Annotated in this window: 24 protein-coding genes and 1 riboswitch; of the genes, 13 read left to right on the top strand and 11 right to left on the bottom strand. The window is 63.9% G+C overall.

Features of this window, described 5'->3' with window-relative positions:
• Positions 1-96: 96 nt before the first annotated feature.
• On the bottom strand, positions 97-1,569 hold the full coding sequence (gene guaB, locus O9Z63_RS13570; RefSeq protein WP_270125801.1) for an IMP dehydrogenase: 1,473 nt from the start codon (positions 1,567-1,569) through the stop codon (positions 97-99).
• Between the two features lie 279 nt (positions 1,570-1,848).
• On the opposite strand from guaB, the gene O9Z63_RS13565 reads away from it, so the two are divergent.
• Positions 1,849-2,694 carry an oxidoreductase gene (locus tag O9Z63_RS13565; protein ID WP_269558577.1) on the top strand — a complete coding sequence of 282 codons (846 nt, stop codon included), beginning with the start codon at positions 1,849-1,851 and terminating at the stop codon, positions 2,692-2,694.
• Positions 2,695-2,893: 199 nt separating this feature from the next.
• On the top strand, positions 2,894-3,733 hold the full coding sequence (locus O9Z63_RS13560) for an FRG domain-containing protein (protein WP_270125800.1): 840 nt from the start codon (positions 2,894-2,896) through the stop codon (positions 3,731-3,733).
• Positions 3,734-3,781: 48 nt separating this feature from the next.
• On the opposite strand, the gene O9Z63_RS13555 is transcribed toward O9Z63_RS13560, so the two are convergent.
• The 3 genes from O9Z63_RS13555 to O9Z63_RS13545 all read right to left on the bottom strand — a co-directional run bounded on the left by O9Z63_RS13555 (position 3,782) and on the right by O9Z63_RS13545 (position 7,784).
• A complete protein-coding gene (locus tag O9Z63_RS13555; RefSeq protein WP_270125799.1) occupies positions 3,782-4,576 on the bottom strand; it encodes a DUF2490 domain-containing protein in 795 nt (264 codons plus the stop codon).
• 98 nt (positions 4,577-4,674) lie between these two features.
• Positions 4,675-7,350, bottom strand: coding sequence for an ATP-dependent helicase HrpB (gene hrpB / locus O9Z63_RS13550; RefSeq protein ID WP_270125797.1), 2,676 nt, complete (start codon positions 7,348-7,350; stop codon positions 4,675-4,677).
• Between the two features lie 110 nt (positions 7,351-7,460).
• Positions 7,461-7,784, bottom strand: coding sequence for a rhodanese-like domain-containing protein (locus tag O9Z63_RS13545; protein WP_044016188.1), 324 nt, complete (start codon positions 7,782-7,784; stop codon positions 7,461-7,463).
• Between the two features lie 117 nt (positions 7,785-7,901).
• Between O9Z63_RS13545 and pnuC the strand changes: the two genes are divergently transcribed.
• From pnuC to O9Z63_RS13525, 4 genes are all read left to right on the top strand, one after another.
• Positions 7,902-8,537, top strand: a complete 636-nt coding sequence (pnuC, locus tag O9Z63_RS13540; protein ID WP_270125795.1) for a nicotinamide riboside transporter PnuC — start codon at positions 7,902-7,904, stop codon at positions 8,535-8,537.
• A gap of 68 nt (positions 8,538-8,605) precedes the next feature.
• Positions 8,606-9,139, top strand: coding sequence for an AAA family ATPase (locus tag O9Z63_RS13535; protein WP_044016190.1), 534 nt, complete (start codon positions 8,606-8,608; stop codon positions 9,137-9,139).
• A gap of 150 nt (positions 9,140-9,289) precedes the next feature.
• Complete coding sequence (locus O9Z63_RS13530; protein WP_270125794.1) at positions 9,290-10,165, top strand: aldose 1-epimerase family protein; 876 nt, start codon at positions 9,290-9,292, stop codon at positions 10,163-10,165.
• A 2-nt stretch (positions 10,166-10,167) separates the two neighbouring features.
• Entirely contained in the window at positions 10,168-10,584 is a 417-nt protein-coding gene (locus O9Z63_RS13525) for a GNAT family N-acetyltransferase (RefSeq protein WP_270125793.1), read from the top strand.
• A gap of 220 nt (positions 10,585-10,804) precedes the next feature.
• Here O9Z63_RS13525 and O9Z63_RS13520 read toward each other — a convergent pair whose 3' ends face one another.
• On the bottom strand, positions 10,805-11,050 hold the full coding sequence (locus O9Z63_RS13520; RefSeq protein ID WP_044016194.1) for a hypothetical protein: 246 nt from the start codon (positions 11,048-11,050) through the stop codon (positions 10,805-10,807).
• Between the two features lie 265 nt (positions 11,051-11,315).
• A riboswitch (TPP riboswitch) is annotated at positions 11,316-11,422 on the top strand.
• 59 nt (positions 11,423-11,481) lie between these two features.
• On the opposite strand from O9Z63_RS13520, the gene O9Z63_RS13515 reads away from it, so the two are divergent.
• From O9Z63_RS13515 to O9Z63_RS13500, 4 genes are all read left to right on the top strand, one after another.
• Entirely contained in the window at positions 11,482-13,977 is a 2,496-nt protein-coding gene (locus tag O9Z63_RS13515) for a TonB-dependent receptor (protein ID WP_270125792.1), read from the top strand.
• A 191-nt stretch (positions 13,978-14,168) separates the two neighbouring features.
• Positions 14,169-15,401, top strand: a complete 1,233-nt coding sequence (locus tag O9Z63_RS13510) for an acyl-CoA dehydrogenase family protein (protein ID WP_044016198.1) — start codon at positions 14,169-14,171, stop codon at positions 15,399-15,401.
• Between the two features lie 74 nt (positions 15,402-15,475).
• The gene (locus O9Z63_RS13505; protein ID WP_270125791.1) at positions 15,476-16,174 is read left to right on the top strand and encodes a hypothetical protein; all 699 of its coding nucleotides are present in this window, start codon (positions 15,476-15,478) and stop codon (positions 16,172-16,174) included.
• An 86-nt stretch (positions 16,175-16,260) separates the two neighbouring features.
• Entirely contained in the window at positions 16,261-16,794 is a 534-nt protein-coding gene (locus O9Z63_RS13500; protein WP_270125790.1) for a hypothetical protein, read from the top strand.
• 62 nt (positions 16,795-16,856) lie between these two features.
• Here O9Z63_RS13500 and O9Z63_RS13495 read toward each other — a convergent pair whose 3' ends face one another.
• Complete coding sequence (locus tag O9Z63_RS13495) at positions 16,857-17,213, bottom strand: hypothetical protein (RefSeq protein WP_270125789.1); 357 nt, start codon at positions 17,211-17,213, stop codon at positions 16,857-16,859.
• Between the two features lie 21 nt (positions 17,214-17,234).
• On the bottom strand, positions 17,235-17,696 hold the full coding sequence (locus tag O9Z63_RS13490) for a DUF4268 domain-containing protein (RefSeq protein ID WP_270125788.1): 462 nt from the start codon (positions 17,694-17,696) through the stop codon (positions 17,235-17,237).
• Positions 17,697-17,947: 251 nt separating this feature from the next.
• Here O9Z63_RS13490 and O9Z63_RS13485 point away from each other — a divergent pair, with 251 nt between their 5' ends.
• Positions 17,948-18,277, top strand: a complete 330-nt coding sequence (locus tag O9Z63_RS13485; protein ID WP_044016206.1) for an HIRAN domain-containing protein — start codon at positions 17,948-17,950, stop codon at positions 18,275-18,277.
• Positions 18,278-18,472: 195 nt separating this feature from the next.
• Here O9Z63_RS13485 and O9Z63_RS13480 read toward each other — a convergent pair whose 3' ends face one another.
• Positions 18,473-19,450, bottom strand: a complete 978-nt coding sequence (locus O9Z63_RS13480) for a hypothetical protein (RefSeq protein ID WP_270125787.1) — start codon at positions 19,448-19,450, stop codon at positions 18,473-18,475.
• Positions 19,451-19,649: 199 nt separating this feature from the next.
• Here O9Z63_RS13480 and ruvB point away from each other — a divergent pair, with 199 nt between their 5' ends.
• Both ruvB and queG read left to right on the top strand, forming a co-directional pair.
• Positions 19,650-20,690 carry a Holliday junction branch migration DNA helicase RuvB gene (ruvB, locus tag O9Z63_RS13475; RefSeq protein WP_270125786.1) on the top strand — a complete coding sequence of 347 codons (1,041 nt, stop codon included), beginning with the start codon at positions 19,650-19,652 and terminating at the stop codon, positions 20,688-20,690.
• Positions 20,691-20,821: 131 nt separating this feature from the next.
• On the top strand, positions 20,822-21,757 hold the full coding sequence (gene queG / locus O9Z63_RS13470; RefSeq protein WP_270125785.1) for a tRNA epoxyqueuosine(34) reductase QueG: 936 nt from the start codon (positions 20,822-20,824) through the stop codon (positions 21,755-21,757).
• Between the two features lie 82 nt (positions 21,758-21,839).
• Here queG and O9Z63_RS13465 read toward each other — a convergent pair whose 3' ends face one another.
• The 3 genes from O9Z63_RS13465 to O9Z63_RS13455 all read right to left on the bottom strand — a co-directional run bounded on the left by O9Z63_RS13465 (position 21,840) and on the right by O9Z63_RS13455 (position 23,894).
• Positions 21,840-22,034 (bottom strand): hypothetical protein, encoded by a 195-nt coding sequence (locus tag O9Z63_RS13465; RefSeq protein WP_044016216.1) that lies wholly within the window; start codon positions 22,032-22,034, stop codon positions 21,840-21,842.
• A gap of 266 nt (positions 22,035-22,300) precedes the next feature.
• Positions 22,301-23,164, bottom strand: a complete 864-nt coding sequence (locus tag O9Z63_RS13460) for a ferritin-like domain-containing protein (protein WP_270125784.1) — start codon at positions 23,162-23,164, stop codon at positions 22,301-22,303.
• A gap of 13 nt (positions 23,165-23,177) precedes the next feature.
• Positions 23,178-23,894 (bottom strand): ferritin-like domain-containing protein, encoded by a 717-nt coding sequence (locus tag O9Z63_RS13455; RefSeq protein WP_270125783.1) that lies wholly within the window; start codon positions 23,892-23,894, stop codon positions 23,178-23,180.
• Positions 23,895-23,956: the final 62 nt, after the last annotated feature.

Genomic DNA, 23,956 nt, shown 5'->3' with positions numbered 1-23,956 from the left:
TATGCGAAAAGCCGGGAGGCCGACCGGAGGGCTACGGCTAAGCTTCCCTCCGACCCGGCTTCCCGGCTTTCTGCAGAAGGGGCAGTGCCCCCAGCCTTATTTGCTGCTGTAGTTGGGCGCCTCCCGCGTGATCTGCACGTCGTGGGGGTGCGACTCGCGCAGGCCGGCTCCGGTGATGCGCACGAAGCGGGCGGTTTGCAGGGCCTCTACGGTGGCGGCGCCACAGTAGCCCATGCCGGCGCGCAGGCCGCCGGCCAGCTGAAACAGCACTTCTGCGGCCAAGCCTTTGTACGGCACGCGGCCCACGATGCCCTCGGGTACCAGCTTCTTCACGTCGTCTTCGGCGTCTTGGAAGTAGCGGTCCTTGGAGCCTTCCTCCATGGCTTCCACCGAGCCCATGCCGCGGTAGCTTTTGTACTTGCGGCCCTCAAACAGGGTCACTTCGCCGGGGGCCTCTTCGGTGCCGGCCAGCAGCGAGCCCACCATAATGGAAGAAGCGCCGGCCGCCAAGGCCTTCACCACGTCGCCGGAAAACTTGATGCCGCCGTCGGCAATCAGCGGAACACCGGTGCCTTCCAGGCCGCGGGCCGCTTCCATTACCGCCGAGAGCTGCGGCACGCCAATGCCGGCAATGATTCGGGTGGTGCAGATCGAGCCGGGGCCCACGCCCACCTTCACGGCGTCGGCGCCGGCATCGGCCAGGGCGCGGGCGCCTTCGGCGGTGGCCACGTTGCCCGCAATAACTTCCAGGTTGGGATACTGCTGCTTGAGGTTGCGCACGGCGTCGAGCACGCCTTTGCTGTGGCCGTGGGCGGTGTCTACGCTCACCACGTCCACGCCGGCTTCCACGAGGGCGGCCACGCGGTCCAGCAAGTCGGGCGTTACGCCCACGGCGGCACCCACGCGCAGGCGGCCCAGCTCGTCTTTGCAGGCGTTGGGCGTGCGGCGGCGCTTGCGGATGTCTTTATAGGTGATGAGGCCCACCAGGCGGCCTTCGGGGTCTACCACCGGCAGCTTTTCCACCTTTGAGTCCTGCAGAATGTCCTCGGCGTCGGCCAGCTCGGTGCCGGCGTTGGCCGTCACGAGGGGCGCGGCCGTCATTACGGCCGTTACGGGGCGGCTCATGTCCTTCTCGAAGCGCAGGTCGCGGTTGGTGAGGATGCCCTTGAGGCGGTTCTGCCCGTCCACAATCGGAATGCCGCCGATGTTATTGGTACGCATCAGCTTTTTGGCGTCGGCGAGGGTGGCGGTTTCCTCCAGCGTAAACGGGTCGAGGATCATGCCGCTCTCGGAGCGCTTCACGCGGCGCACCAGCTCGGCCTGCGCCCGGATGCTCATGTTCTTGTGAATGATGCCGATGCCGCCTTCCTGGGCCATGGCAATGGCCATGTCGGCTTCGGTCACGGTGTCCATGGCCGCCGAAACGAAGGGCAGTTTGAGCCGGATGTTGCGGGTGAGCTGGGCGCTCGGGTCGGCGTCGCGGGGCAGTACTTCCGAATAACCGGGCAGTAGCAGGACGTCGTCGTAGGTCAGCGCCTCGAAGGCAATTTTGGCAGCGTAGTCGGCCATGGCAACAAGGAAGTTAGGTGGTGCTTGTTGCCGGACAAAGCTACGGCGGAAAGTTGGGTTCTGTATTATGTAATGATTGTATTTGTGCCCAGGCCGCGAAAGTGCAGGGCCGCCGGCAGCGCCTGCCCGCAGGCCCCGCCCACAAAAGCCCGGCCGCCGCCGTCGGTTCTGCCGGGCCAGGCGGCCCTTCCTAAAAACCCGCGCCGCCATTCGGGAGTTATACCTCCCGGGCCGCCCGCAGAAGGGCCGGCCCGTTCATCATTCCTTTCGAAAAAATCCATGTCAACCACCAAAAACTGGTTTATCACCGGCGTCAGCACCGGATTTGGCGCCTCGCTGGCTGAGCTGCTGCTGGCCAAAGGCGACAAAGTAGCGGCCACGTTCCGCAAGCAGGAGCAGGCCGACGCCTTCACGAAGAAAGCCGGCGAAAACGGCCACGGCTTCGTGGTGGAAGTAACCGACGAAGCCCAGGTGAAGCAGGGCGTGCAGGACGCCATTGCGCGCTTCGGCCACCTCGATGTTATTGTAAACAACGCCGGCTACGGCTCGCTGGGCAGCATCGAGGAGATTGATGCCGCCGAGGTGCACCGGCAGTTTGATGTGAACGTGTTCGGGCCGCTGCACGTGCTGCGGGCCGTGCTGCCCCACCTGCGCGAGCGGAAAAGCGGCCACGTGCTCAACATCACCAGTATCGGCGGCCTGAAAACCTTCCCCGGTGTAGGCGTCTACAATGCCAGCAAGTTTGCCTTGGAGGCCATCGGTGAGAGCCTGGCTCAGCAGGTGAAGCCGCTCGGCATCAAGGTCACCAACATCGAGCCCAGCGGCTTCCGCACGGAGTGGGCAGGTAGCTCGGCTACCTTCGCCGACACCCAGATTGAGGACTACCGCGCCACCGTGGGCGAAAACCTGAAAGGCATCCAGAGCTACAGCGGCCGCCAGCCCGGCGACCCCGACCGCGCCGCCCAGATCATGTACGACCTCGTGCGCCAGGAAAATCCGCCGCTGCACCTGCCTCTCGGCAAAGCCGCCGTGAAAGGCGCCCGCGAGAAGTTCACGGCCCTGATTGAAGAGCTGGCCGCCGTAGCCGAAACCGGCGACTCGGCCGACTTCCCGGCCGGCGAGTAAGGCATCTGACAGAAAAACGCCTGTTATCCTGAGCTTGCGAAGGATCTTATTGCAGTTGAACGGGTCGTTATGGCGGCCGTCGTTTGGTTGGCATAAGCTCCTTTGCAAGCTCAGGATGACAGGCGTTTTTCGTTAGGAGCCCGGCCTGCCGTGCTTATCTTGCCCGGGCCTGCCATCATCCGCCTCAAAACCTGCTGCCGTGCCCCACACCTCCAACGATGTCGAAGTAACTTCCTGGGCTGATTTGCAGCAGGCGCTGTTTCAGGAAACCTGGGACGGCCGCATCGGGCGGTTCCGCTCGCCGTTTGTGTACCGCGGCCTGCGCACGCAAAGCTGGCCCCTGACCACCAGTCTGCAGCGCCTCGGCGGTGAGTACCAGCTGCTGGAAAACCACCTGCTGCGCAACTTTCGCAAGTACGCCCGCGACTCAGCGCTGCCCGGCGCTTCGGTGTGGAACTGGCTGGCACTGGCCCAGCACCACGGCCTGCCCACCCGCCTGCTCGACTGGACCTACTCGCCCTACGTGGCCCTGCACTTTGCCACCGACGACCTGGAAGCCTACGACCAGCCGGGCGTCATCTGGGCCATCAACTATGTGAAAACGGCCGAATTCCTGCCGCCCAGCCTGCGAGAGGCGCTGCGCAACGAAGGCTCCAACGTGTTTACGCCCGAGCTGCTGGAGCCGCTCTGCACCAACCTGCGCGAGCTGGAGCTGCTGCAGCGGGAGCCGTTTCTTCTGTTTCTGGAGCCGCCTTCGCTGGATGCCCGCATCGTGCACCAGTACGCCCTGTTCTCGCTGATCAATACGGCCCAGGATACGCTGCACGGCTGGCTGGAGCAGCATCCGGAGCTGTATTTCCGCATCATCATTCCGGCCCGGCTGAAGTGGGAAATCCGCGACAAGCTCGACCAGGCCGGCATCACGGAGCGGGTGCTGTTTCCGGGCCTCGGGGGCCTGAGCCGCTGGTTGCACCGCCACTACACGCCCACACCCGGCCAAACCGCCCAGGACCTGCTCGACGACCAGATTCCGGGGTGAGAAGCCGGGCGGCGTTGCGCGCTGAAACGCTGCCGCAACAGCCCGCCCTTACAGTGCCGAGGCCATCGCCAGGCCGCGCCGTAAGTCGGGCTGGAAGCTGAGGGCCAGCTGCAACGTGTGGTGGTACTGCAGGGCGTAGCCGGCGGCGGGCTGCACCATCTGATGCTGGTAGCCGGCTTCTACGGCCACCGCCCGGGTGAACTGGTAGCCGAATGCCAGATACGCCCGGTTCTGCTCGAAGAAATTGCGGCCCGCACTGGCCCCGAAGCCCAGAAAAAGCTCGTCGGCGCCGGCCAGGTAGGGTGCGCCCGGCTCCAGTTTGCCTTTGTGGCCGAGCGGCACAACCAGGCGCAGCTGGTAGCGCATACGGTTGAGGTAGGTGGCGCGGGCGTCGCCGGGGCGGCGCACCCAGCGCTGCTCCAGACGGTAGCGGTGCTGGGTATGCACCCGGCCGGAGTCTTCGCGCAGCAGCACCTGCTGGTAGAGGCGATGCTCGGGCAGCGGGCTGGCTGAGGCGTAGTCGTTGTAGAAGTAGGACGAGGCGCGGGCGTAGCCGGCCGTGAGCTGCAAAGCCGGCGCTACGTGGTAGTTCAAGCCGATGCGGGCCAGCTGCTGCGGTTGGTAGGCGTCTTTGGCGCGGCGCAGCTGCCCGTCGAGGTGCAGGCCCCAGCGCTGGCTGAGGCGGGCGTCGCTGAGGAACGTGAGCCACGTGTTGGCGCCGGCAGGGGCGGCAATGGGCGAGGAAACGGGGCGCTGGGCGTAGCCGACCGTACCTGCTGCCAGGGTCAGGGCCAGCACCGCCAGCATCTGCTTCCAGGACAGGACAGGTAGAAGTGGGGTCATAGACCCATATTGCCAAATTATGATGTTTGTTACGCCAATGTTACCAACTATATTTTTGCAACTGCAAGTAACTGTGTGAAAGATGAATGGCTTATCGGCTACTGATTCGCCTCGAAGCGCTTTTTGGTGAGCTTGGTGGGCACGTGCTCCATGGGCTTGTCGGGCCAGGGATGCTTGGGGTAGCGGCCTTTCAGGTCTTTGCGCACCTCGAAGTAGCCCTTCTCCCAGAAGCTGTGCAGGTCGCGGGTGACCTGGGCGGGGCGGCCGCCGGGCGAGAGCAGGTGCAGCAGCAGCGGCACCCGGCCCCCGGCCACAGCGGGCGTTTCGACGAGGCCAAACAGCTCCTGCAGCTTCACGGCCAGTACCGGCGTGGTGGGGTCGGTGTAGTCGAGGGCGACGTGCGAGCCGCTGGGCACCTCCAGGTGGGCAGGGGCGAGGCGGTCCAGCTCCTGGCGCTGCGCCCAGCCGCCGGGCAGGCGCTGCAGCAGCAACTCGGGCCAGTCGAGGCGGCTTACATCGTTCAGGCTTCTAAGGCCCGGCAGGTGTGGGTCCAGCCACTCGTCCAGCTCCGCCGCCAGCGCCTCATCCGACACGTCGGGCCAGGTTTCGGGGAAGTGTGTGTGCAGAAACGCCAGCCGCTGCCGCAGCGCCGTGGCGGCCCCGCTCCACGGCAGGCATGCCACGCCTGCCGTGCGCAGGGCCTCCAGCAGGGCGGCCGCTACTAAGTTGGTGTCGGGTTGGGGCAGGGCGGCATCGGAGAGCAGCAGCGCGCCCAAGCGGCGCTGGCGTCGGGCCTGCACGCGGCCGGTGGCGGCATCCCAGCGCACCTCGTCCACTTGTTCAATCTGCTCCGAAAACAGCTCTTCCAGCTCCTGGCGGCTCACGGGCGCGGCCAGCGCGGCGCGCAGCTGGTGTGGCGGGCCATCGAGGTAGGCCACGGCCAGAAATTGGTCGTCGCGGCCGAAATGCTCGGCGGGCAGGGCCACGCGCTGGCCGGTGGCGAGGCGCACCCGGTCCGGGGTTTCGCGCTGGGCCAGGCGGTCGGGGTAGGCCAGGGCCGTGAGCAGGCCGGCCGCGTCAGCATCCGCTGAGGTAGCCGCGTCGCGGATTCCGGCGCGCTGGCGCAGGTTGCGGGCCGCGTCGCGGACGCGGTGCAGGGTGTTGTGCTGCACCAGCAAGCCCGGCAGCGGCGCCCGCCCGCTGGCAATGGCCTCAAACCGCAGCCGCAGATCGGGCGGGGTAGGATGGGCATCAGCGGCGCGTAGCACGTCGCGCTCTGAGAGCAGCGCCGCCAGCGCGGCGGCGGCGGGGCCGTGGCCCAGTTCGTGCCCACGCACCACCAGATGGCCCAGCCGCGGCGCCAGCCCCAGCCGCGCCAGCGCCCGGCCATGCGGCGTGGGTTTCAGTGGAAGTGATGAGGTGTTTTTAGGTGATGAGGTGATGGGGTGATGGGGGGAAAAGGTGGAAAGGGATGAACCAGCTTCATCACTATTCATATTCACTTCATCACTGTTCACCTCATCACCTGAAACAACTCCATCACCAACAACGGCTCCCAGGCGGCGGAGCAGGTCGTGGGCGAGGGCCAGGGCGGGGGCGGGGGGCGCGTCGAGCCAGCGCAGGCTTTGCGGGGCGGCGCCCCAGAGAGCCAGCTCCAGGGCCAAGCCGCTGAGGTCGGCGGTGAGGATTTCGGGGGGCAGGTAGGCGGGCAGGGCGTCGTGCTCGGCGGCGGTCCAGAGGCGGTAGCAGGTGCCGGGCCCGAGGCGGCCGGCGCGGCCCCGGCGCTGGTCGGCGGCAGCCTGGCTGACGGGCACGGTTTCAAGGGTGCTGAAGCCGGTGCGGGCTTGGAAGCGCGGCACCCGCGCAAAGCCGCCGTCAACTACTACCGTAACGCCCTCAATGGTGAGGCTGGTTTCCGAAATAGCCGTGCTGAGTACGATTTTGCGCTGCCCGGCCGGCACCGGGCGCAGGGCCGCGTCCTGCTCGGCCAGGGGCAGCTCGCCGTGGAGCAGGTGCAGCTGCACGGCGTCGGGCAGGGCGGGCTGTAGCTTGTCGGCCACGCGGCGCAGGTCAGCGAGGCCGGGCAGAAACACCAGCACGTCGCCGGTGGGGTGCTGGCGCAGGGCTTCGCGCACGGCCGTGGGCACCAGCGTGGCCAGTCGCTCGGCGGGGCGGCTGCCGCCGGCCGCGGCCTGGCGCGGGCTCAGGTAGTGCGTCTCGACCGGGAACAGAAAGCCCGCGCTGCTCACCACCGGGGCCTGCAGCCAAGCCCCCATGCGCTCGGCTTCCAGTGTGGCGCTCATCACCAGAATGCGCAGCTCGGGCCGCAGCACGGCCTGGGCATCGAGGGCCAGCGCTAAACCCAGGTCGGCGCGCAGGCTGCGCTCGTGGAATTCGTCGAAGATGACGGCCGCCACGCCTTCCAGGGCCGGGTCGTCCTGGATGAGGCGCGTCAGGATGCCTTCGGTGATGACCTCAATGCGGGTGCGGCTGGAAACCTTGCTTTCCAGCCGCACGCGGTAGCCCACGGTTTCGCCTACGGGCTCGTGCAGGAGCTTGGCCAGGCGGGTGGCGGCGGCGCGGGCGGCCAACTGCCGGGGCTCCAGCATCAGAATCCGGCCTCCGTCTCGCCAGGCGGCCTCCAGCAACGCCAGCGGCACCACGGTGGTTTTGCCGGCGCCGGGCGGGGCTTGTAGCACCACCCGCTCGTGCTGGCTGAGCGCCGCAAGCAGGTCGGGCAGGGCGGCTACTATCGGGAGGTCGGGGAATTGCATAGGGAGGTTCTGATGAATTGAGCCCGCAGAGGGCGCGGAAGAAAGCGCAGAGGGCGCCGAAGAACATTCTGCGCCTTCCTCTGCGCCCTCTGCGGGAACCGACGCAAGGGTTAGTACACGGCCACCGACGGGTCCACGCGCGTGCTCCAGGCGTGGATGCCGCCGCGCAGGTTCAGCAGGTTGGTCAGCTCGTGGCGGTGCTGCAGGTAGGCCAGGGCCTGCATGGAGCGCACGCCGTGGTGGCAGATGAGCACCACGGGCCGGGTGTCGTCGATTTCGTCGGCGCGGCGGGCCAGCTCGCCCAGCGGAATCAGCACGCTGCCTTCGATGCGGCAGTAGGCGTATTCCTCGGGCTGGCGCACATCCACGAGCTGCAGGTTTTCGCCGGTGGCGAGGCGGGCGTGCAGGTCTTCGGGCGTGAGTTCGGGCAGCATGGCAGCAGAGCAGGTGAGGGGAAAGCGCAAAATTAGTCGGTGGCTGGTTAGCTTTGGCCCCGGCCTTTGTGGGCTGCCCGCCCGAGCCCCTGCCTTCTCACCTGTTACCTGTCACCTTTGACGCAGACGTTGTACGAGTTCTGGACCGCCGCCGCCGGGCCCGGGCCTTTGGAGTGGATTGCGGTGCTCACCGGCTTTGCCTGCGTGTGGCTGGCCGCCCGCGAGTCGTTGTGGAATTTTCCGGTGGCCCTGGTCAGCTGTGCGCTCTACATTGTGGTGTACTACCGCGCCGGCCTCTATTCCGACTCGCTGCTGCAGATCATGTTCATCGTGCTGAGCCTCTACGGCTGGTACGAATGGCTGTACGGCGGGCGCAGCAAAACCGAGCTGCCAGTGTCGCGCACGCGGCGCTGGGAGTGGCTGGCTACGCTGGCGTTTGTAGGCGCCTTCACGGCCGGCTTCGGCTACTACCTCAGCACCCGCACCGACGCCGCCCTGCCGCACTGGGACAGTTTCACAACGGCCGGCAGCCTGGCGGCGCAGTTTCTGCTCATGCGCAAGCGCCTGGAAAACTGGTGGCTCTGGATTGTGGTTGACCTGATCTACGTGCCCATTCTGTGGTACAAGCAGCTCTACCCCACCAGCGTGCTGTATGCGCTGTACCTGGGGCTGGCCGTGTACGGCTACTGGGAGTGGCACCGGTCGATGCGCAAAGAGCAGGCCGCCCAAGCGCAATCCGGCCTGAGCGCCTGATCTGTAACATGCTCTGCTGACGCTGTTGGCGCTGCCTTTCCTTGCTTATTCCTTGTTGCCCCTTATCCATGCTGCGCGTAGCTCTCACCGGCCCCGAATCGACGGGCAAAACCACCCTCAGCCGCCAGCTGGCCGCCCACTACCAGACCAGCTGGGCCCCCGAGTATGCCCGGGAGTATCTAGAGAAGCGCGGGGCCAGCTACCGCTACACCCTCGCCGACCTGGAGGATATTGCCCACGGCCAGCTGCGGGCCGAGGCCGAAGCCGAAATCCAGGCCATCCAGCAAGACCGGCCGCTGTTCTTCTGCGACACTGATCTGTTGGTGATTAAAATCTGGTCGGAGCACGCGTTTGGGCACTGCCCCGAGTGGATTCTGGAGCAGATTGAGCAGCAGCAGTATCATCTGGTGCTGCTGCTGAACGTGGATTTGCCGTGGGCGCCCGACCCGCTGCGGGAGCACCCGCACCTGCGGCAGCAGTTCTACCGCCTCTACCACCACACGCTGCAGGAGCAGCTTTCGCACTTCGCCGAAATCAGCGGCCCGCCATCCCAGCGCTTCGAGCAGGCCTGCTACCACGTGGACGAGCTGCTGCTGGGCTAACACAGTAGCGCGAACTTTGTAGTTCGCGTTTCGGCGCCGTCACAGCTAGCCGAACGGTGCCGAAACGCGAACTACAAAGTTCGCGCTACAGTATACGCCATATCACCCTTCCACCGCACCAGCTTTGGGCCGATGCGTAGTATGCTTCCTATGACTTATACCCTCGAAAACGAGCTGTGCCGCGTGCAGGTGCAAACCCACGGCGCCGAGCTGAGCAGCTTTGTGCGCAAAGACCTCGACAACCTGGAATACATCTGGGAGGCCGACCCGGCCGTGTGGGGCCGCCACGCGCCGGTGCTGTTTCCGATAGTCGGCCGTCTGCCCCAGGACACCTACCAGCACCAGGACCAGGCCTACCAGTTGCCCCAGCACGGTTTCGCCCGCGACCAGGAGTTCCGGCTGGTGCGCCAGACGGCGGCCGAGCTGGTGCTGGAGCTGCAGGCCAGCGAGGCCACCCGCGCCGTGTTTCCGTTCGGGTTCAGCTTGCAGATTTCGTATCGTCTGGCCGGCTCGCAGCTTACTATCAGCTGGGACGTGCGCAACGTGGACACTACAGAACTGCTGTTCAGCATCGGGGCGCACCCAGCGTTCCGGTGCCCGCTGCTGCCCGGCGAGACGTTCCAGGACTACGAGTTCGTGTTCGACCACCCGGTGAGCTTCGAGCGGTACCTGCTGGACGGCGGCCTGCTCACCGGCCAGACCGAGCCCGTAATGGAGCAGCAAACCACCCTGCCGCTCAGCTACGACCTGTTTGCGCAGGATGCGCTGGTGCTGAAACACTTCGACTTCACGCACATCACGCTGCGCAGCCGCCAGTCGGGCCGCGCCGTGCGGGTGCGCTTCGATGGGTTTCCCTACCTCGGCCTCTGGACCAAAGGCCCCGGCGCGCCCTTCGTGTGCATCGAGCCCTGGCACGGCATTGCCGGCAGCGTGGGCGCCCCGGTTGAGCTGGCCGACAAGGAAGGCATCCTGGCGCTGGAGCCCGGCCAGCAGTTCAGCACGTCCTACAGCATCACCGTAGAGTAAGCATGGCCGCCGAACCCGCCATTTGGGCCATTGCGCCCAGCCATACCTACCTGCTGCGCCACGAAGTGCTCTGGCCCGATAAGCCGCTGGACTACGTGCAGCTGCCCGAAGACGCTGCCGGCTACCACTACGGCGCCTTCCAGGACGACCAGCTGGTGGGAGTTGTTTCCCTGTTCGTAGACGGCGACGAGGCGCGGTTCCGCAAGTTTGCCGTCATGCCCACCTACCAGCGCCAAGGCATCGGCAGCGCCCTGCTGCGCTACGTGGTGGCGGAAGCGCGCCGCCTGGGCGCCCGCCGCCTTTGGTGCGACGCCCGCCAGGACAGCGCCGCTTTCTACGCCCGCTTCCACCTGCAGCCCGAAGGCGCCGTGTTTTACAAGGGCGACATTCCGTACGTGCGGATGGGGGTGGAACTGTAGTGCGGTTTAAAGCTAAAAACTAGTTTCCCTCCTTGGAAAATGTCGCGCATCGAGCGAGTGTGGGCTAGGGGTGGTTGACCTTGCGCTGGAACGTCAACTAGAAGTAGATCCTAGAATCGATCTGACGTCCATCAACCACCCCTAACCCACACTCGCTCGATGCGCGACATTTTCCAAGGAAGGGAACTAGCTCTAGTATTGTATCATCAGCCCATCCGCTTTATACCATCAGCGGCTCGGTGGGGCGCACGGGCGTTTGGGGGCGGCGGTTGTAGTCAGGCTCCCAGTCGTTGATGGGGCGCGTGATGCCGGGGGGCAGGTCCAGGTCGGGCAGGCCGTCGTCGAGTGGTTCGCCGCCTTCGTCGTCGTTGTCGGGGTGGGGCGGACTGGGGAAGCGGCGCCGCGGAATCACGACGAAATAGATGGCTAGAGCCAGAAACAGCAGCAGGTAGACAAGGGGAGTCATGGCTGGGAGAGCTGAAAAACGAACGGGCGGCCTCACTGGGTACCGCCTACTAAGTAACGGGGCGTGCGGGGCGGTTGTTTTAGAAAATGCGGGGATTTTGGCGGGCGATGGTCTTTCTAAGTTAACTGATAATCAATCAAAACGAAAGTACCCGGCCCGTGCCTGCCATGCGCCCCGGCAGTGGTGCCTGAGAGCAGGAGCGGCGGCCGAAACCGCGAAAAATGCCCGGTATTGCTGCAAAAGCCGAATGCCCGCGTACCTTTGCGGCATAGTTTAGGGGTGCCCCGTACCGGGAGTGGTGCGCGGCTGAGATCATACCCATTGAACCTGTCCGGGTAATGCCGGCGAAGGGAACAAACGATCCGCGAGCGACAAGCCGAAGGCCCCGACCCCTGGGGCCCGGTCCGTTCCACTTTTTCCAGTTTTCACTGTTGAAAAATCTTCTACCCACCGGCGTAGCGCTTCTGGCGCTGTCCGGTCCGGCATGGGCGCAAGGCCCCGTGTCCGGCACGCTTACCGATGCCCAGACGGGCACGCCGCTGCCCGGCGCCACCATCCTGCTCGACGGCGCGGCCAGCGCCGCCACCGACGCGGCGGGCACCTTCACCATCCCGGCCGTAGCGGCCGGCGCGCACGAGCTGCGCATCACGTTTGTGGGCTACGAGCCGCTGGTGCGGCCGCTGCAGGGCCAGGCCGAGGCCCAGCGCCTGACGGCCGCGCTGCAGCCTGGCGGCGTGCTCACCGGCGAGGCCCTCGTGACGGCCAGCCGCGCCAACGAGCGCACGGCCACGGCCTATACCAACCTCAGCAAAGAAGACCTGGCCAAGCGCAATTTCGGCCAGGATTTGCCCTACCTGCTCGACCAGACGCCTTCCGTGGTGGTGACCTCCGATGCCGGCGCGGGCGTAGGCTACACCGATATCCGCATCCGGGGCACGAGCACCACGGGCATCAACATGACCATCAACGGGGTGCCGCTGAACGATGCCGAGTCGCGCGGGGCGTTTCTGGTGAACCTGCCCGACCTGGCCTCGTCGGTAAGCAGCCTGCAGGTGCAGCGCGGCGTGGGCACCAGCCAGAACGGCGGCGCGGCCTTCGGGGCCAGCGTGAACATCAGCACCCTCGACAACCGCCGCGAGGCCTACGGCGAAACCCAGAACAGCGTCGGCTCCTTCGGCACGGTGAAAAACACGGTGCAGTTTGGCACCGGGCTGGTGAGCGGGCACTTCACGCTGGACGGCCGGTTGTCTCGCATCAAGTCTGATGGCTACATGAACCGGGCGTCGTCGGATTTGAAGTCGTACTACTTCGCGGCCGGCTACCAGCAGGCCAATACGCTGCTCAAGTTCATCACCTTCTCAGGCCGCGAGAAAACCTACCAGGCCTGGAACGGCGTGCCCGAGCCCGCCCTCACCGGCGACCAAACGCTGCTGCAGAACTACATCGACAACGGCGAACTGACTGAAGCCGATGCCGTGCGGGTCCGCCAGGAAGGCCGCCGCTACAGCTCCTACACCTACGATAACCAGACCGACAACTACCAGCAAAACCACTACCAGCTGCACCTCTCGCAGGGACTGGGCCAGGACTGGAACCTGGGCGGGGCCCTGCACCTCACCCGCGGCTTCGGCTACTACGAAAGCTACCGGGCCCGCCGCCGCTTCCTCAACTACGGCCTCGACAACGTGGTAATTGGGAACCAGACGCTCACGCGCACCGACCTGATTGACCGCAAGTGGCTGGACAACTATTTCTACGGCGGCACCTTCGCCCTCAACTACCAGCCCAAGGCCGACGACCGGCTGCAGGCCACGCTGGGCGGCGTCTGGAACCGTTACGACGGCGACCATTACGGCGAAATCATCTGGGCGCAGTATGCCTCCAACGGCGCCATCCGGCAGCGCTACTACTTCAACAACGCCGTTAAGACTGACTACAACGGCTACGCCCGCGCCACCTGGCAGGTGCTGCCCCAGCTGGGCGTCTACGGCGACCTGCAACTGCGCCACATCGAGTACGCTATTGATGGCACCGAGCACAAGCCCGACGACCCCAGCGCCGTGCGCGGCGTGGTGGACGTGCGCACCCGCGCCCGCTATACGTTCTTCAACCCCAAAGCCGGCGCCACCCTCACGCTGGCCGAGGGCCAGCAGCTCTACGCCAGCTTCGCGGTGGGCCAGCGCGAGCCCGTGCGCTCCGACTTCACCGACCGGATTGCGGCCGACGCCGTCCCCAAATCCGAGCGCCTGACTGATCTGGAAGGCGGCTACCGCCTCAGCCTGCCCAACGCCAGCGTGCTGGGCACCCGGGCCGTGGCGCGGCTGGAGGCTAACTTATTCTACATGAACTACCGCAACCAGCTGGTATCCATTGGGCAGCTGAACGATGTGGGCACGCCGTTGCGCACCAACGTGGCCCGCAGCTACCGCCGCGGTGTGGAATTGACCGGTTTTCTGTCGGCCAACGACAAAATCAGCCTTAGCAGCACGCTCACGCTCAGCCAGAACCGCATCCGGGGCTACCAGGAGCCAATCTCCGACAGCACGTTCATCGCGCGTAACAGCACCATTTCCTACTCGCCAAGCGCGGTGTCGGCGCACACGCTGGAGGGGCAGCCGCTGAAAGGGCTGCGCCTGGCGCTGCTTTACAAAACCGTGAGCCGCCAGTACCTCGACAACTCCGAGAGCCTCAACCGCAGCATCAAGCCCTACCAGGTGCTCGATTTCCGGGTGCGCTACGCCCTCCGGCCGCAGTTTGTGAAGGAGATTGAGTTGGGCCTGCTGGTGAACAACGTGCTCAACCGCGAGTACGTGGCCAACGGCTACACCTACAGCTACCCCGGCGCCAGCGGCGGCCTCGATACCTTCAACTGGTACTACCCGCAGGCCACGCGCAACTTCCTGGTGTCGGTGGGCGTGAAGCTGTAGGGTGTTATCGGGTAATTGCCTGTCATCCTGAGCCGAGCGAAGGACCTTACCACGCCAGAACATGTTGCAGTGGCATCGGTTGTTCAACCGCCACAAGGTCTTTCGCTCGGCTCAGGATGACAGACGGTTTTCGTCGGCCAACCTGGCAGATTCTGTATCTTTGAATCTGATTCCCACCCAATCCTTACCTCATGTCTTCGCAAGCTGACGTTCTCTCGCCCCAGGCCAAAGCGGCCAAAGCGCACGGCTCCACCAACGCCGCCGGCTTCACCGATTATTTCGACCTCGACGGCCTGCTGACCGAGGAGCACAAGCTCATCCGCCAAAGCATCCGCGACTTCGTTAAAAAGGAAATCAGCCCCAGCATCGAGAAGTGGGCGCAGGACGCGCACTTCCCGTCGGAAATCGTGCGCAAGTTCGGCGACGTGGGCGCGTTCGGGCCCACCATTCCCACCGAGTACGGCGGTGGCGGCCTCGACTACATCAGCTATGGCCTGATTATGCAGGAAATTGAGCGCGGCGACTCCGGCATGCGCTCCACGGCCTCGGTGCAGGGCTCCCTGGTAATGTTCCCGATTTACGCCTACGGCTCGGAAGAGCAGCGCAAGAAGTTCCTGCCCAAGCTGGCCTCCGGCGAGTGGCTGGGCTGCTTCGGCCTCACGGAGCCCGACCACGGCTCCAACCCCGGCGGCATGACCACCAACATCAAGGACATGGGCGACTACTACCTGCTGAACGGGGCCAAGCTCTGGATCAGCAACTCGCCCGAGTGCCAGGTAGCGGTGGTGTGGGCCAAAGACGAAAACGGCCGCATCAAGGGCGTCATCGTGGAACGCGGCATGGAAGGCTTCACTACCCCCGAAATCCACAACAAGTGGAGCCTGCGCGCCAGCACCACCGGCGAGCTGGTGTTCGACAACGTGAAAATCCCGAAGGAAAACCTGCTGCCCAACATCGACGGCCTCCGCGGCCCGCTCTCCTGCCTCGACTCGGCCCGCTTCGGCATTGCCTGGGGCGCCATTGGGGCCGCCATCGACTGCTACGAGTCGGCGCTGAAGTACTCGCTGGAGCGCGAGCAGTTCGGCAAGCCGATTGGCGGCTTCCAGCTGCAACAGAAGAAGCTGGCCGAAATGCTGACCGAAATCACCAAGGCCCAGCTGCTGGTGTGGCGCCTCGGGGTGCTCAAAAACGAAGGCAAGGCCACCTCGGCTCAGATTTCGATGGCCAAGCGCAACTCCGTGGAAATTGCCCTGCACATTGCCCGCGAAGCCCGCCAGATTCATGGCGGCATGGGCATCACCGGCGAGTACCCCATCATGCGCCACATGATGAACCTGGAGTCGGTGGTGACCTACGAAGGCACCCACGATATCCACCTGCTCATCACCGGTGCCGATATTACCGGCATTCAGGCGTTCAAGTAAGCGTCTGCCCCCGTATCTTCAAACGGCCGTTCTGGAAGCAGAGCGGCCGTTTTTTATTTGTTATCTACTCGACTATGCAAGCCGATACCCGTCGTTTCTTTGGTGCTGCCCTGTTGCTGGGGGCCGTGTTTTGCGCGGTGTATGTGCGGGTGGCGTATCCGCCGCCGCCGGAGCTAAAGCCGGAGCGGCAGTGGGGGGCGCCGCGCCTGCTGGTGTCCGACAGCGTACTGTATGGGTTTGTGCGGGAGCTGCTGGCGCAGTCCAGCTCCGGTATACTGCCCGAAGGCATGGCGCACGCCGATTTCTACATCAGTCGAACACTGGTAGAGCACAGCCTTACCCCGGCGGTAGGGTATTTCCCGTATCGCTACGCTGCTCAGGAAGATGGCTGGACATTGCAGGAGCTATGCAACCGCCGCCTGTTGGCTCCGGCTGATACTGCGTATATGCGGCTGCAAATGAAGTATTCCGCCGGGTTTGGGCTGGAACAACGGTTCCTGCCCAACCATCGAGTTATTCCGGCTGATACGCTCCGGGCGCTGAGGACGCGGGAAAAATACCTGGATAAGTTCTGGAAAAAGCTTTACGCTCAGTACCTGTTGGAGGAAATATCCTACCTGACTTGCCCACTCTTTTCCCGCGACGGCAAGACGGTGATTGTGGGCGTCACCACCAACTGCCGTGGCCTGTGCGGCGGTGGCGATACGTGGGTGCTGAAGCGCCACCAGGGCAAGTGGCGCATAGCGTGGTTGTTGAATAGTTGGGTGAGTTAGTAGCCAGACATTCGTTTATGGGCCTCGATACCGTTGAACTCGTCGTTGCTTTTGAGGAACATTTTCAGCTGGCCATCCCGAACCAGATGGCGGAAACAATCGGCACCGTGGAGCAGGCCGCGGCGGCCATCGCCCACCTGAAAGGACTGCCCACCGACCCGGCGCGCACGGCAGTGTACTACCAGTTGCTCGCGCGCCTGCTGGCGTGCCTGTCTCCGCGCCACCCGGCCCCCACCGAGGCCACACTGCTCACCCAACTGGAGCTGCTGGGCGCCAACAAAGCGCGAGCCCAGGAGCTGGCCGCCTGCCTGCAGCTGCAGATGCCCGATTTGCCGCAGGCCAGCTGGCAGCCCCGTCTGCCGGGCTGGTGGCAGCGCCTGTTCGGGACTGCGGCAGCGCCCCCCACGCCGCCGCCACTTTCACCCGACTGGGCCCAAAGCATCGTCGCCGACCTCACGGAGTGGCTGCTGGCCCAGAACTACCAGCTGCTGCTGCCACAACCCGCTACGCTCTACGAGGTGCAGCGGGCCGTCGTCGGCCTCACCAGCGACCGGTGCGGCGTGCCGGTGCCCGAAATCCGGCTAACCGACAGCTTCACCAACGACTTGGGCATGGATTGAGAATGCCAACTAAACTCCCAATTGATAAATACAACCCGGAGTCAAGTTGGAATTACCAAAGCTTACCGTTTTTCCAGCAGAAATGTGAGCGTATTGAGCTTATCCGGTCTCAGCAGTGGGTGTTGCAGATCCGGAACTACGGATTCGGTGGTTTGCATTTGTACTACGGTCCAGCCTTGCTGCCGCAACTCGTTGATTTTCAATATAATCTGCGCGTGATAATCATGCGACCCTTTGGTCTTTTTGATTAACGGGTATTCGTGCTGCTCCCCGGTGGGGGAGATGGAAACCAGCGTAGGACGGCCCCCGGTGTGCAGCATCAGCAGCATATAGCCCTCCTCGGAGGTTGGCTTGGGGTGGAATGCTAGGCTGCTACATATGGCCAGTAGTGCGAGCAGATAGAGGATAGATTTTTTCATGCTACCCGCCGTTCAAAAACCTTACCGCAGCTCGTCGAAGGCATACTGGCCGGTGCTCCAGAACTCGTCCAGGGCAATCAGGCGGGGCTTGAAGAACGAAATCAGGGCGGGCCAGTCGTCGCGGCTGAACAGGTTGACGGGCGTCAGCTCGGTGAACACGCGGCTCAGGGGCTGACCGTTGGCATCGGTGGTGTCGGCTTCCCAGCGCCAGGGCTCACCCACGGCCTCCTGCAGCATCGTTTTTAACTCGCGCAACTGCTCAAAGAACAGCTCCCGCACCCCGGCGTCCGGGTGCGTCAGCTCGATGGCTATGGTGGCGTGGCGGGCGTCGGCGTGCAGGCGGAAGTGCACGTGCTTGAGGCCGGTTTTGTAGTTGATCCAGTTGGTGGGCACGCCCTCGGCGGAAGGCACGGGCGCCATATACTGGCCGAAAGTGGTCCAGAAAGCCTGGCGGAGCTGTGTTACTTCAGTTTTGCTATACATGGGCCGCAAAAATAACGCTTCTGATAGGGGAATGAAGCCCGCGCCGCGCCGGCGGGTAGCGGCCAGCCAGGCAGGGCGGCGGCGGCACCCAGCGCGCCGGGCAGGATTCTACGCGCAGGACAGGCGGCCAGGTACAGTCAAGCACGCGCCGCGCGGTGGCGGCAAGCCCGGTGAGCAGCGCCCGAATTGTCGGCCTGACGGCGTAAAACTATTTTGCTGTGTATTTTACTGCCTCATTACGGCTCTCCTCCATGCCCAAAACCTCCGATTCCCTGATTCTGCTTGAATGCCTGGTAGCCGGCACCACCCACCGCCCCGGCCTGCGTGAGTTCGAGCCCCAGCTGAAAGCCGGCCAGCGCCTGGCCCTGCAGCGCGAAGCCGACAGCGCCTACGACGACTGGGCCGTGAAAGTGCTGACCGAAGGCGCCGAGCCGTTCTGGCTAGGCTACCTGCCCGAGGGCCACAACGAAACCGTCGCCCGCATGCTCGACGCCGGCTTCCCCCTGACCGGCCGCCTCACCCACAAAGCCTGGGAAGACGAGTGGCTGCACCTGGAAATCGAAGTGCTGATGCCGCGGTAAATGGTCGTTAGGGATTAGGGGGTTGGTTGCTGTAGAGACGCAATATTTTGCGTCTCGTGGTTGCTGATGTTGTTTGATCTGCGCGGTGCCGGTCGTTCAACGACGAGACGCAAAATATTGCGTCTCTACAACACGCAGGCCGATTTCTGTACCTAACGGTCTAATCCCCATACCCTCATCCCCAATCCTTAATCCCTAAAGAGAATCGGCCAGGGCCAGCACCTGCTCGCGGGCCTTGTGCAGCGCCGGCTCCTGCGGGAACGTGTGCTGCACCCAGCGCGTGAAGCCGCTCACCATCTCGCCCACGGCCTGCCGGCCGCTGGGTTCGGTGGTGGCGGGCGCGGAGGCGGCCACTTCTTCGGGTGCCACGGTGGGGAATACGCTGCCCAGGCCCACTTTTTCCAGCACCTCGCTCACGAACACCATGCCGCACACCTGCATGGCCTGGTAGAGCTGCACCAGCTCCGGCATGCTCAGCGCCAATTCTTCGCCGGGCTCCAGCGTGCTCAGGCGTGCTATCATAGGCTCCAGCGCGGCCGGGCGCAGGTCTTCTAGGTCGGCCACGGCGGTCAGGAACGGATGCTCGCCAGCTTCGGGCAGCGAGTGCACCAGCAGCAAGGCCAGCCGCATCATCTGCAGCTGCGGCTCCGAGAAGCGCACCGTGGCTGCCGGCGGCGCCGGAGCCGGGTGGGCGGCCAAGTAGTGCACAAATGCTTCCTCCACGCTCAGCCGGTGCAGCCCCAGCGAAGGCGTGGCCGGCAGGTGCTCTTCCAGCAGCGCCAGAAAAGCGCCGCTCAGCTCCAGGCAATAGGTTTTCAGCGCCTGCACCTGCTCGGGTTCAATGGCCATCTGGCGCTGCACATACTGCAGCACGGGCGTGGCCAGGCTGGTATCGAGGGTGAGGCGGCCCAGCAGCAGCAAGTCGTAGAGGGCGCGGGGCTGCTGTTCTAGCGCCTGCAGCAGCTGCTCGTGGCTGGCAATGGCGTTCAGCTCGGCTACGCGCAGGGTATTGAGGCCGGTGAGGGCCATGAGCTGCAGCAGCGGCGCATCCTGCGGGCGGCTCAGCAGCTCGGCGCAGGCCATGCCGTGCAGGGAAAGGCAGTGCGCCAGCTGGTCGTAGAAGTCGGTGGGAATGGCGTGCAGCCAGTCGTGGGGGGCGGAAGGCGTAGGCATAAGGCAGCGTGCGGAAGAACACAAAGGTAGGCAGCACGCCGCGCAGATGCCTTCCAACCGGCTTCAGGCAGCCGGCATAGGCGGGGTTTTGCTAGTGAAATTAGCAGATAATAGCGCCGGACTATTTTTTTGCTAAAAAGGGCACAATCTGCCCGATGCCGGTGTTACCTTGCTGCTATCAACTTTCACTTTCCGCCCTATGCGCGAACCATTTCTCACCGGCGGCGCCGACCACATGGACGCCACCGAAAAAGACATTGACAAGGCGCTGCGGCCGCTTTCCTTCGACGACTTCGCGGGCCAGGATAAGGTGGTCGAAAACCTAAAGGTGTTTGTGGCCGCCGCCCGCCGCCGCGGCGACGCCCTCGACCACGTGCTGCTGCACGGCCCTCCCGGCCTCGGCAAAACCACCCTCTCGCACATCATTGCCAACGAGCTGCAGGCTGGCATTAAAATGACCAGCGGCCCGGTGCTCGACAAGCCCTCCGACCTGGCCGGCCTGCTCACCAATCTGGAGCCGCACGACGTGCTGTTCATCGACGAAATCCACCGCCTAAACCCCGTGGTGGAAGAGTATTTGTACTCGGCCATGGAGGACTACCGCATCGACATCATGCTCGATTCGGGCCCGAATGCGCGGTCGGTGCAGATTTCGTTGTCGCCGTTTACGCTGATTGGCGCGACCACCCGCTCGGGCATGCTCACCTCGCCGCTACGGGCCCGCTTCGGCATCAGCTCCCGCCTCGAATACTACGATTCCAAGCTGCTGACCAGTATTGTGCAGCGCTCGGCCGAAATCCTGGGCACCCCGATTTACGAGGACGCGGCCTATGAAATTGCCCGCCGCTCGCGTGGTACGCCGCGTATCGCCAACAACCTGCTGCGCCGCACCCGCGACTTTGCGCAGGTGAAAGGCGATGGCAGCATCACGATGGACATTGCCCAGTTTGCTCTCAACGCCCTCGACGTAGACGCCCGCGGCCTCGACGACATGGACAAGCGCATCCTGACCACCATCATCGATAAGTTCAAAGGCGGGCCGGTGGGTATCAGCACCATTGCTACGGCCTGCGGCGAGGAAGGCGAAACCATCGAGGAAGTGTACGAGCCGTTCCTGATTCAGGAAGGCTACATCAAGCGCACCAGCCGCGGCCGCGAGGCCACGGAAGCTGCCTACCTGCACCTGGGCCGCGCCATGCCACAGCACCTGCGCGGCAATACCGGCGAGCTGTTCTCGTAGCCGAAAAACCTCCTGTCATCCTGAGCAAAGCGAAGGACCTGATTACATTAGAACCTACTCGTTCCGGTGTAATCAGATCCTTCGCTTCGCTCAGGATGACGTATTTTTACGGCTTACCTACCTGTCCTCCTGTGCTTCCTACTGCCCACTACACTGCTTTCGTCAAGCGCCGCGCGGCGGAGTTGGGCTTTATGTACTGCGGGATTTCCGAGGCCGGGTTTCTGGAGGAAGAGGCACCGCGCCTCGAAAGCTGGCTGAACCAGAACATGCACGGCCGGATGGCCTACATGGCCAACCACTTTGACAAGCGCCTCGACCCGCGTTTGCTCGTAGACGGGGCCAAATCGGTGATTTCGCTGCTACTCAACTACTACCCGCCCGAGGAAACCCAGCAGCCCGACGACACGCTCCAGATCAGCAAATACGCCTACGGCCGCGACTATCACTTCGTCATCAAAGACAAGCTGAAGACGCTGCTGGCCGATATGCAAGAGGAAATCGGCGAAATCGGGGGACGCTGCTTTGTCGATTCGGCGCCGGTGATGGACAAGGCCTGGGCCAAGAAGAGCGGGCTGGGCTGGGTAGGTAAGAACGCCAACCTAATCCGGCCCGGTACCGGCAGCTTCTTCTTCATTGCCGAGCTGATTGTGGACGTGCCGCTGGACTACGACGGCCCCATCCGGGACTATTGTGGTACCTGCACCAAATGCGTGGATGCCTGCCCCACCCAGGCCATTACCGAGCCTTACGTGGTAGACGGCAGCAAGTGCATCAGCTACTTCACCATCGAGCTGAAAGACCAGATTCCGCGTGAGGTGGACGGCAAATTCGGCAACTGGGTGTTCGGGTGCGACATCTGCCAAGATGTGTGCCCCTGGAACCGGTTCAGCAAGCCCCACCAAGAGCCCCAGTTCAACCCGCACCCCGGCCTGAAAGACCTCACCCGCGGCGACTGGCAGGAAATCACGCACGAGCTGTTTTCGGAGCTGTTTCGGCAGTCGGCCGTGAAGCGCACCGGCTACGCGGGCCTGCAGCGCAACATCCGCTTCGTAACCGGCGACGAGTAGCTTAAAAGCATAAAAAACCGGCCCCGGCCACCAGCGTACTGCTGGCAGCCGGGGCCGGTGGGTTTCTGGCAGTCCGGGCGTTTTAGGCGAGGGTGGCCTGCGTGAAAACGCGGTTCAGGATGCGGCGGTAGAGCTTGGAGAACTGCTCGTAGCACCACGCCTTGAGCTGAAGCAGCTCGTCGGGGAGCATGGTGCGCAAGGCTTTGCGCAGTTCTTTCTCGAAGAGAATCTTATCGAAGCTAACTTTTAGCAGGATGGTTTTAGCGTACTCGAGCATTGGGGTAAGGCTTGTTTTCTGGGTGGGGCAGATGCAGAACAGGACGATTGCAGGAGAACTATACGGAACCGGGAAAAAACAGTCGATTCCGTGCCGGGAGTGTCACGTTATTTTATTGAAAATTACAAAATAAAATCCGTTAGGTTCAAACAGTATTATGGCCAAAAAGGGCCTGTACGTATCGTGAAAGCAGAATATTCAACAAAAAAGGAACGACGTTAGTCGTTCCTTTCAGGCAATGGGTGGCAACCGCCATAGGGGTGCTGCTAGTAGGTGAATAGCCCCAGCAAAGTGCTGGCTTGCGCCGTGTTGAGCAACTCATCGAAGGCCTCTGGTACGCCCTGCGTGAGGATGTTGGCTCCGGAGCCAATGGGCAACAGCCGGAACGGCACCGGCCGGTAGCCGGGCACCGATTGCTCCAGCGCATTCTCGCCGCTATACACGATGTCGGTTTTGCCTGCTACCGTAATAGAAGCATCCGCCGGGCTGGGCCAGGGCTTCACCACGGCCGCGCGCTTCTGCCGGATGATGCGGATGCGGGCAGCGTGGCGGGCCTCAGTAGAATGCATCTGCAAGGCAGTCTGCAGGATAAAGTCGTTGCTGATCAGGGCTTCTACCTGGCCTTTATAGGCCCGCACGCCGGCATCTTCGAGCAGCTGCGCAAGCCGCAGAAAATCATCGAAGTTGCTGAACACCGAGGCAAAAAAGGCTGGCTGCGTGCCGTTGCGGCTGCCCGTGAAATCGTAGTTGGGCCGGGCCGGGGCTGTGCCGCCCGAGTTGGTAATGGCATCGGTGAGCAGCGTGATGTGCTGCTGCTGGTGGCGCTGCATCGTGACGATGGAAGCGCGGATGGTGGCATCGGCGGGGAAGAAGCCGGCCGGGGCGGCTAGCGCCCGCGCGTAGAAGGCTTCCTGCAGGCGCTCCAGCTGCAGCGCCAGCGTCAGCGAGTCGAGGATGGTGGTGGTGCCGGCCTGGGTGGGCAGGGCCGCCAGGCCCAGCGGTAGCGCGGCTGCCAGCGTTTTGGCGCTGAAACGGCCCAGGCTCTCCAGCGCAGCGCGGCGTGGGGCCGACTGCTCCAGCGGGGTGGTATCGGTAGTGGCCAGTTCGGCCAGAAGCTTCAGGAGGTACATAGCAAGCGGTGCCTTAGGTGGTCGGCAGGTTTGCCGTGGAAATAACTACCGGAACGAACGGCTGAATCAGGGCGACAATCTGGGCCGGGGTTTTGGCGTCGTCGAGGCCTGTGGTGCCTACGTTGTCGGCAAAGGAGCCGGGCTGCAGCACCTCGCGGGCCAGCGCGGCGTGCCGGGCTTCCACCGATACAATCTTGCCCAGGGCGTTCAGATGCTCGGCCGAGGTCAGGTACTTAGCCGCGCCGTTGTAGGCCGCCACCCCAATTTCCTCTAATTGCCGCGCCGCCGTCCAGACGCCGGTGCGGGTGGTGAGCGTGAACGTGGAGAAGTTGAAAACCAGCGGCGCGGAGAGCGAATTGTCGTAGGCCGAGGTTCCCAGCGCGTACTTCAGGTACTCCCGATGGATCAGCTCATGGTCGCGCAGGTCGGTGAGGTACGCCAGCTCGCCCGGCTGCAGATCGGCGGGCGGCGTGGCCACGACTTTGTCGTAGAAGGCGGCCTCAATCTGCTCCAGCAGGTACGCATAGTTTAGTACCGTGATGTTGGGGTCGGAGGAGGTGGTGGTCACGAAGCTGCCCAGCGTCAGGGTAGGCGTGCCAGCCACGGTCGGCTCGGGGTCGTCTTTGCCGCAGCCAGCCAGAACCAGTGCCGACGCGGCCGCACCGGCCCCGGCTACGCGAAAGAAGGAGCGGCGGGCAAGCATCCGCGCCGGAGAAGAAGGAGTGTGCATAAGAAAAGGTCGGGCGGTACCAGAACAAAAAATAGCTCGGTTCCAACCCAACAAAGATAGCC

The organism is Hymenobacter yonginensis (assembly GCF_027625995.1).
In the GTDB taxonomy this organism is placed as follows: Bacteria; Bacteroidota; Bacteroidia; order Cytophagales; family Hymenobacteraceae; genus Hymenobacter; species Hymenobacter yonginensis.
This window is presented reverse-complemented; position numbering and strand designations above follow the sequence as displayed.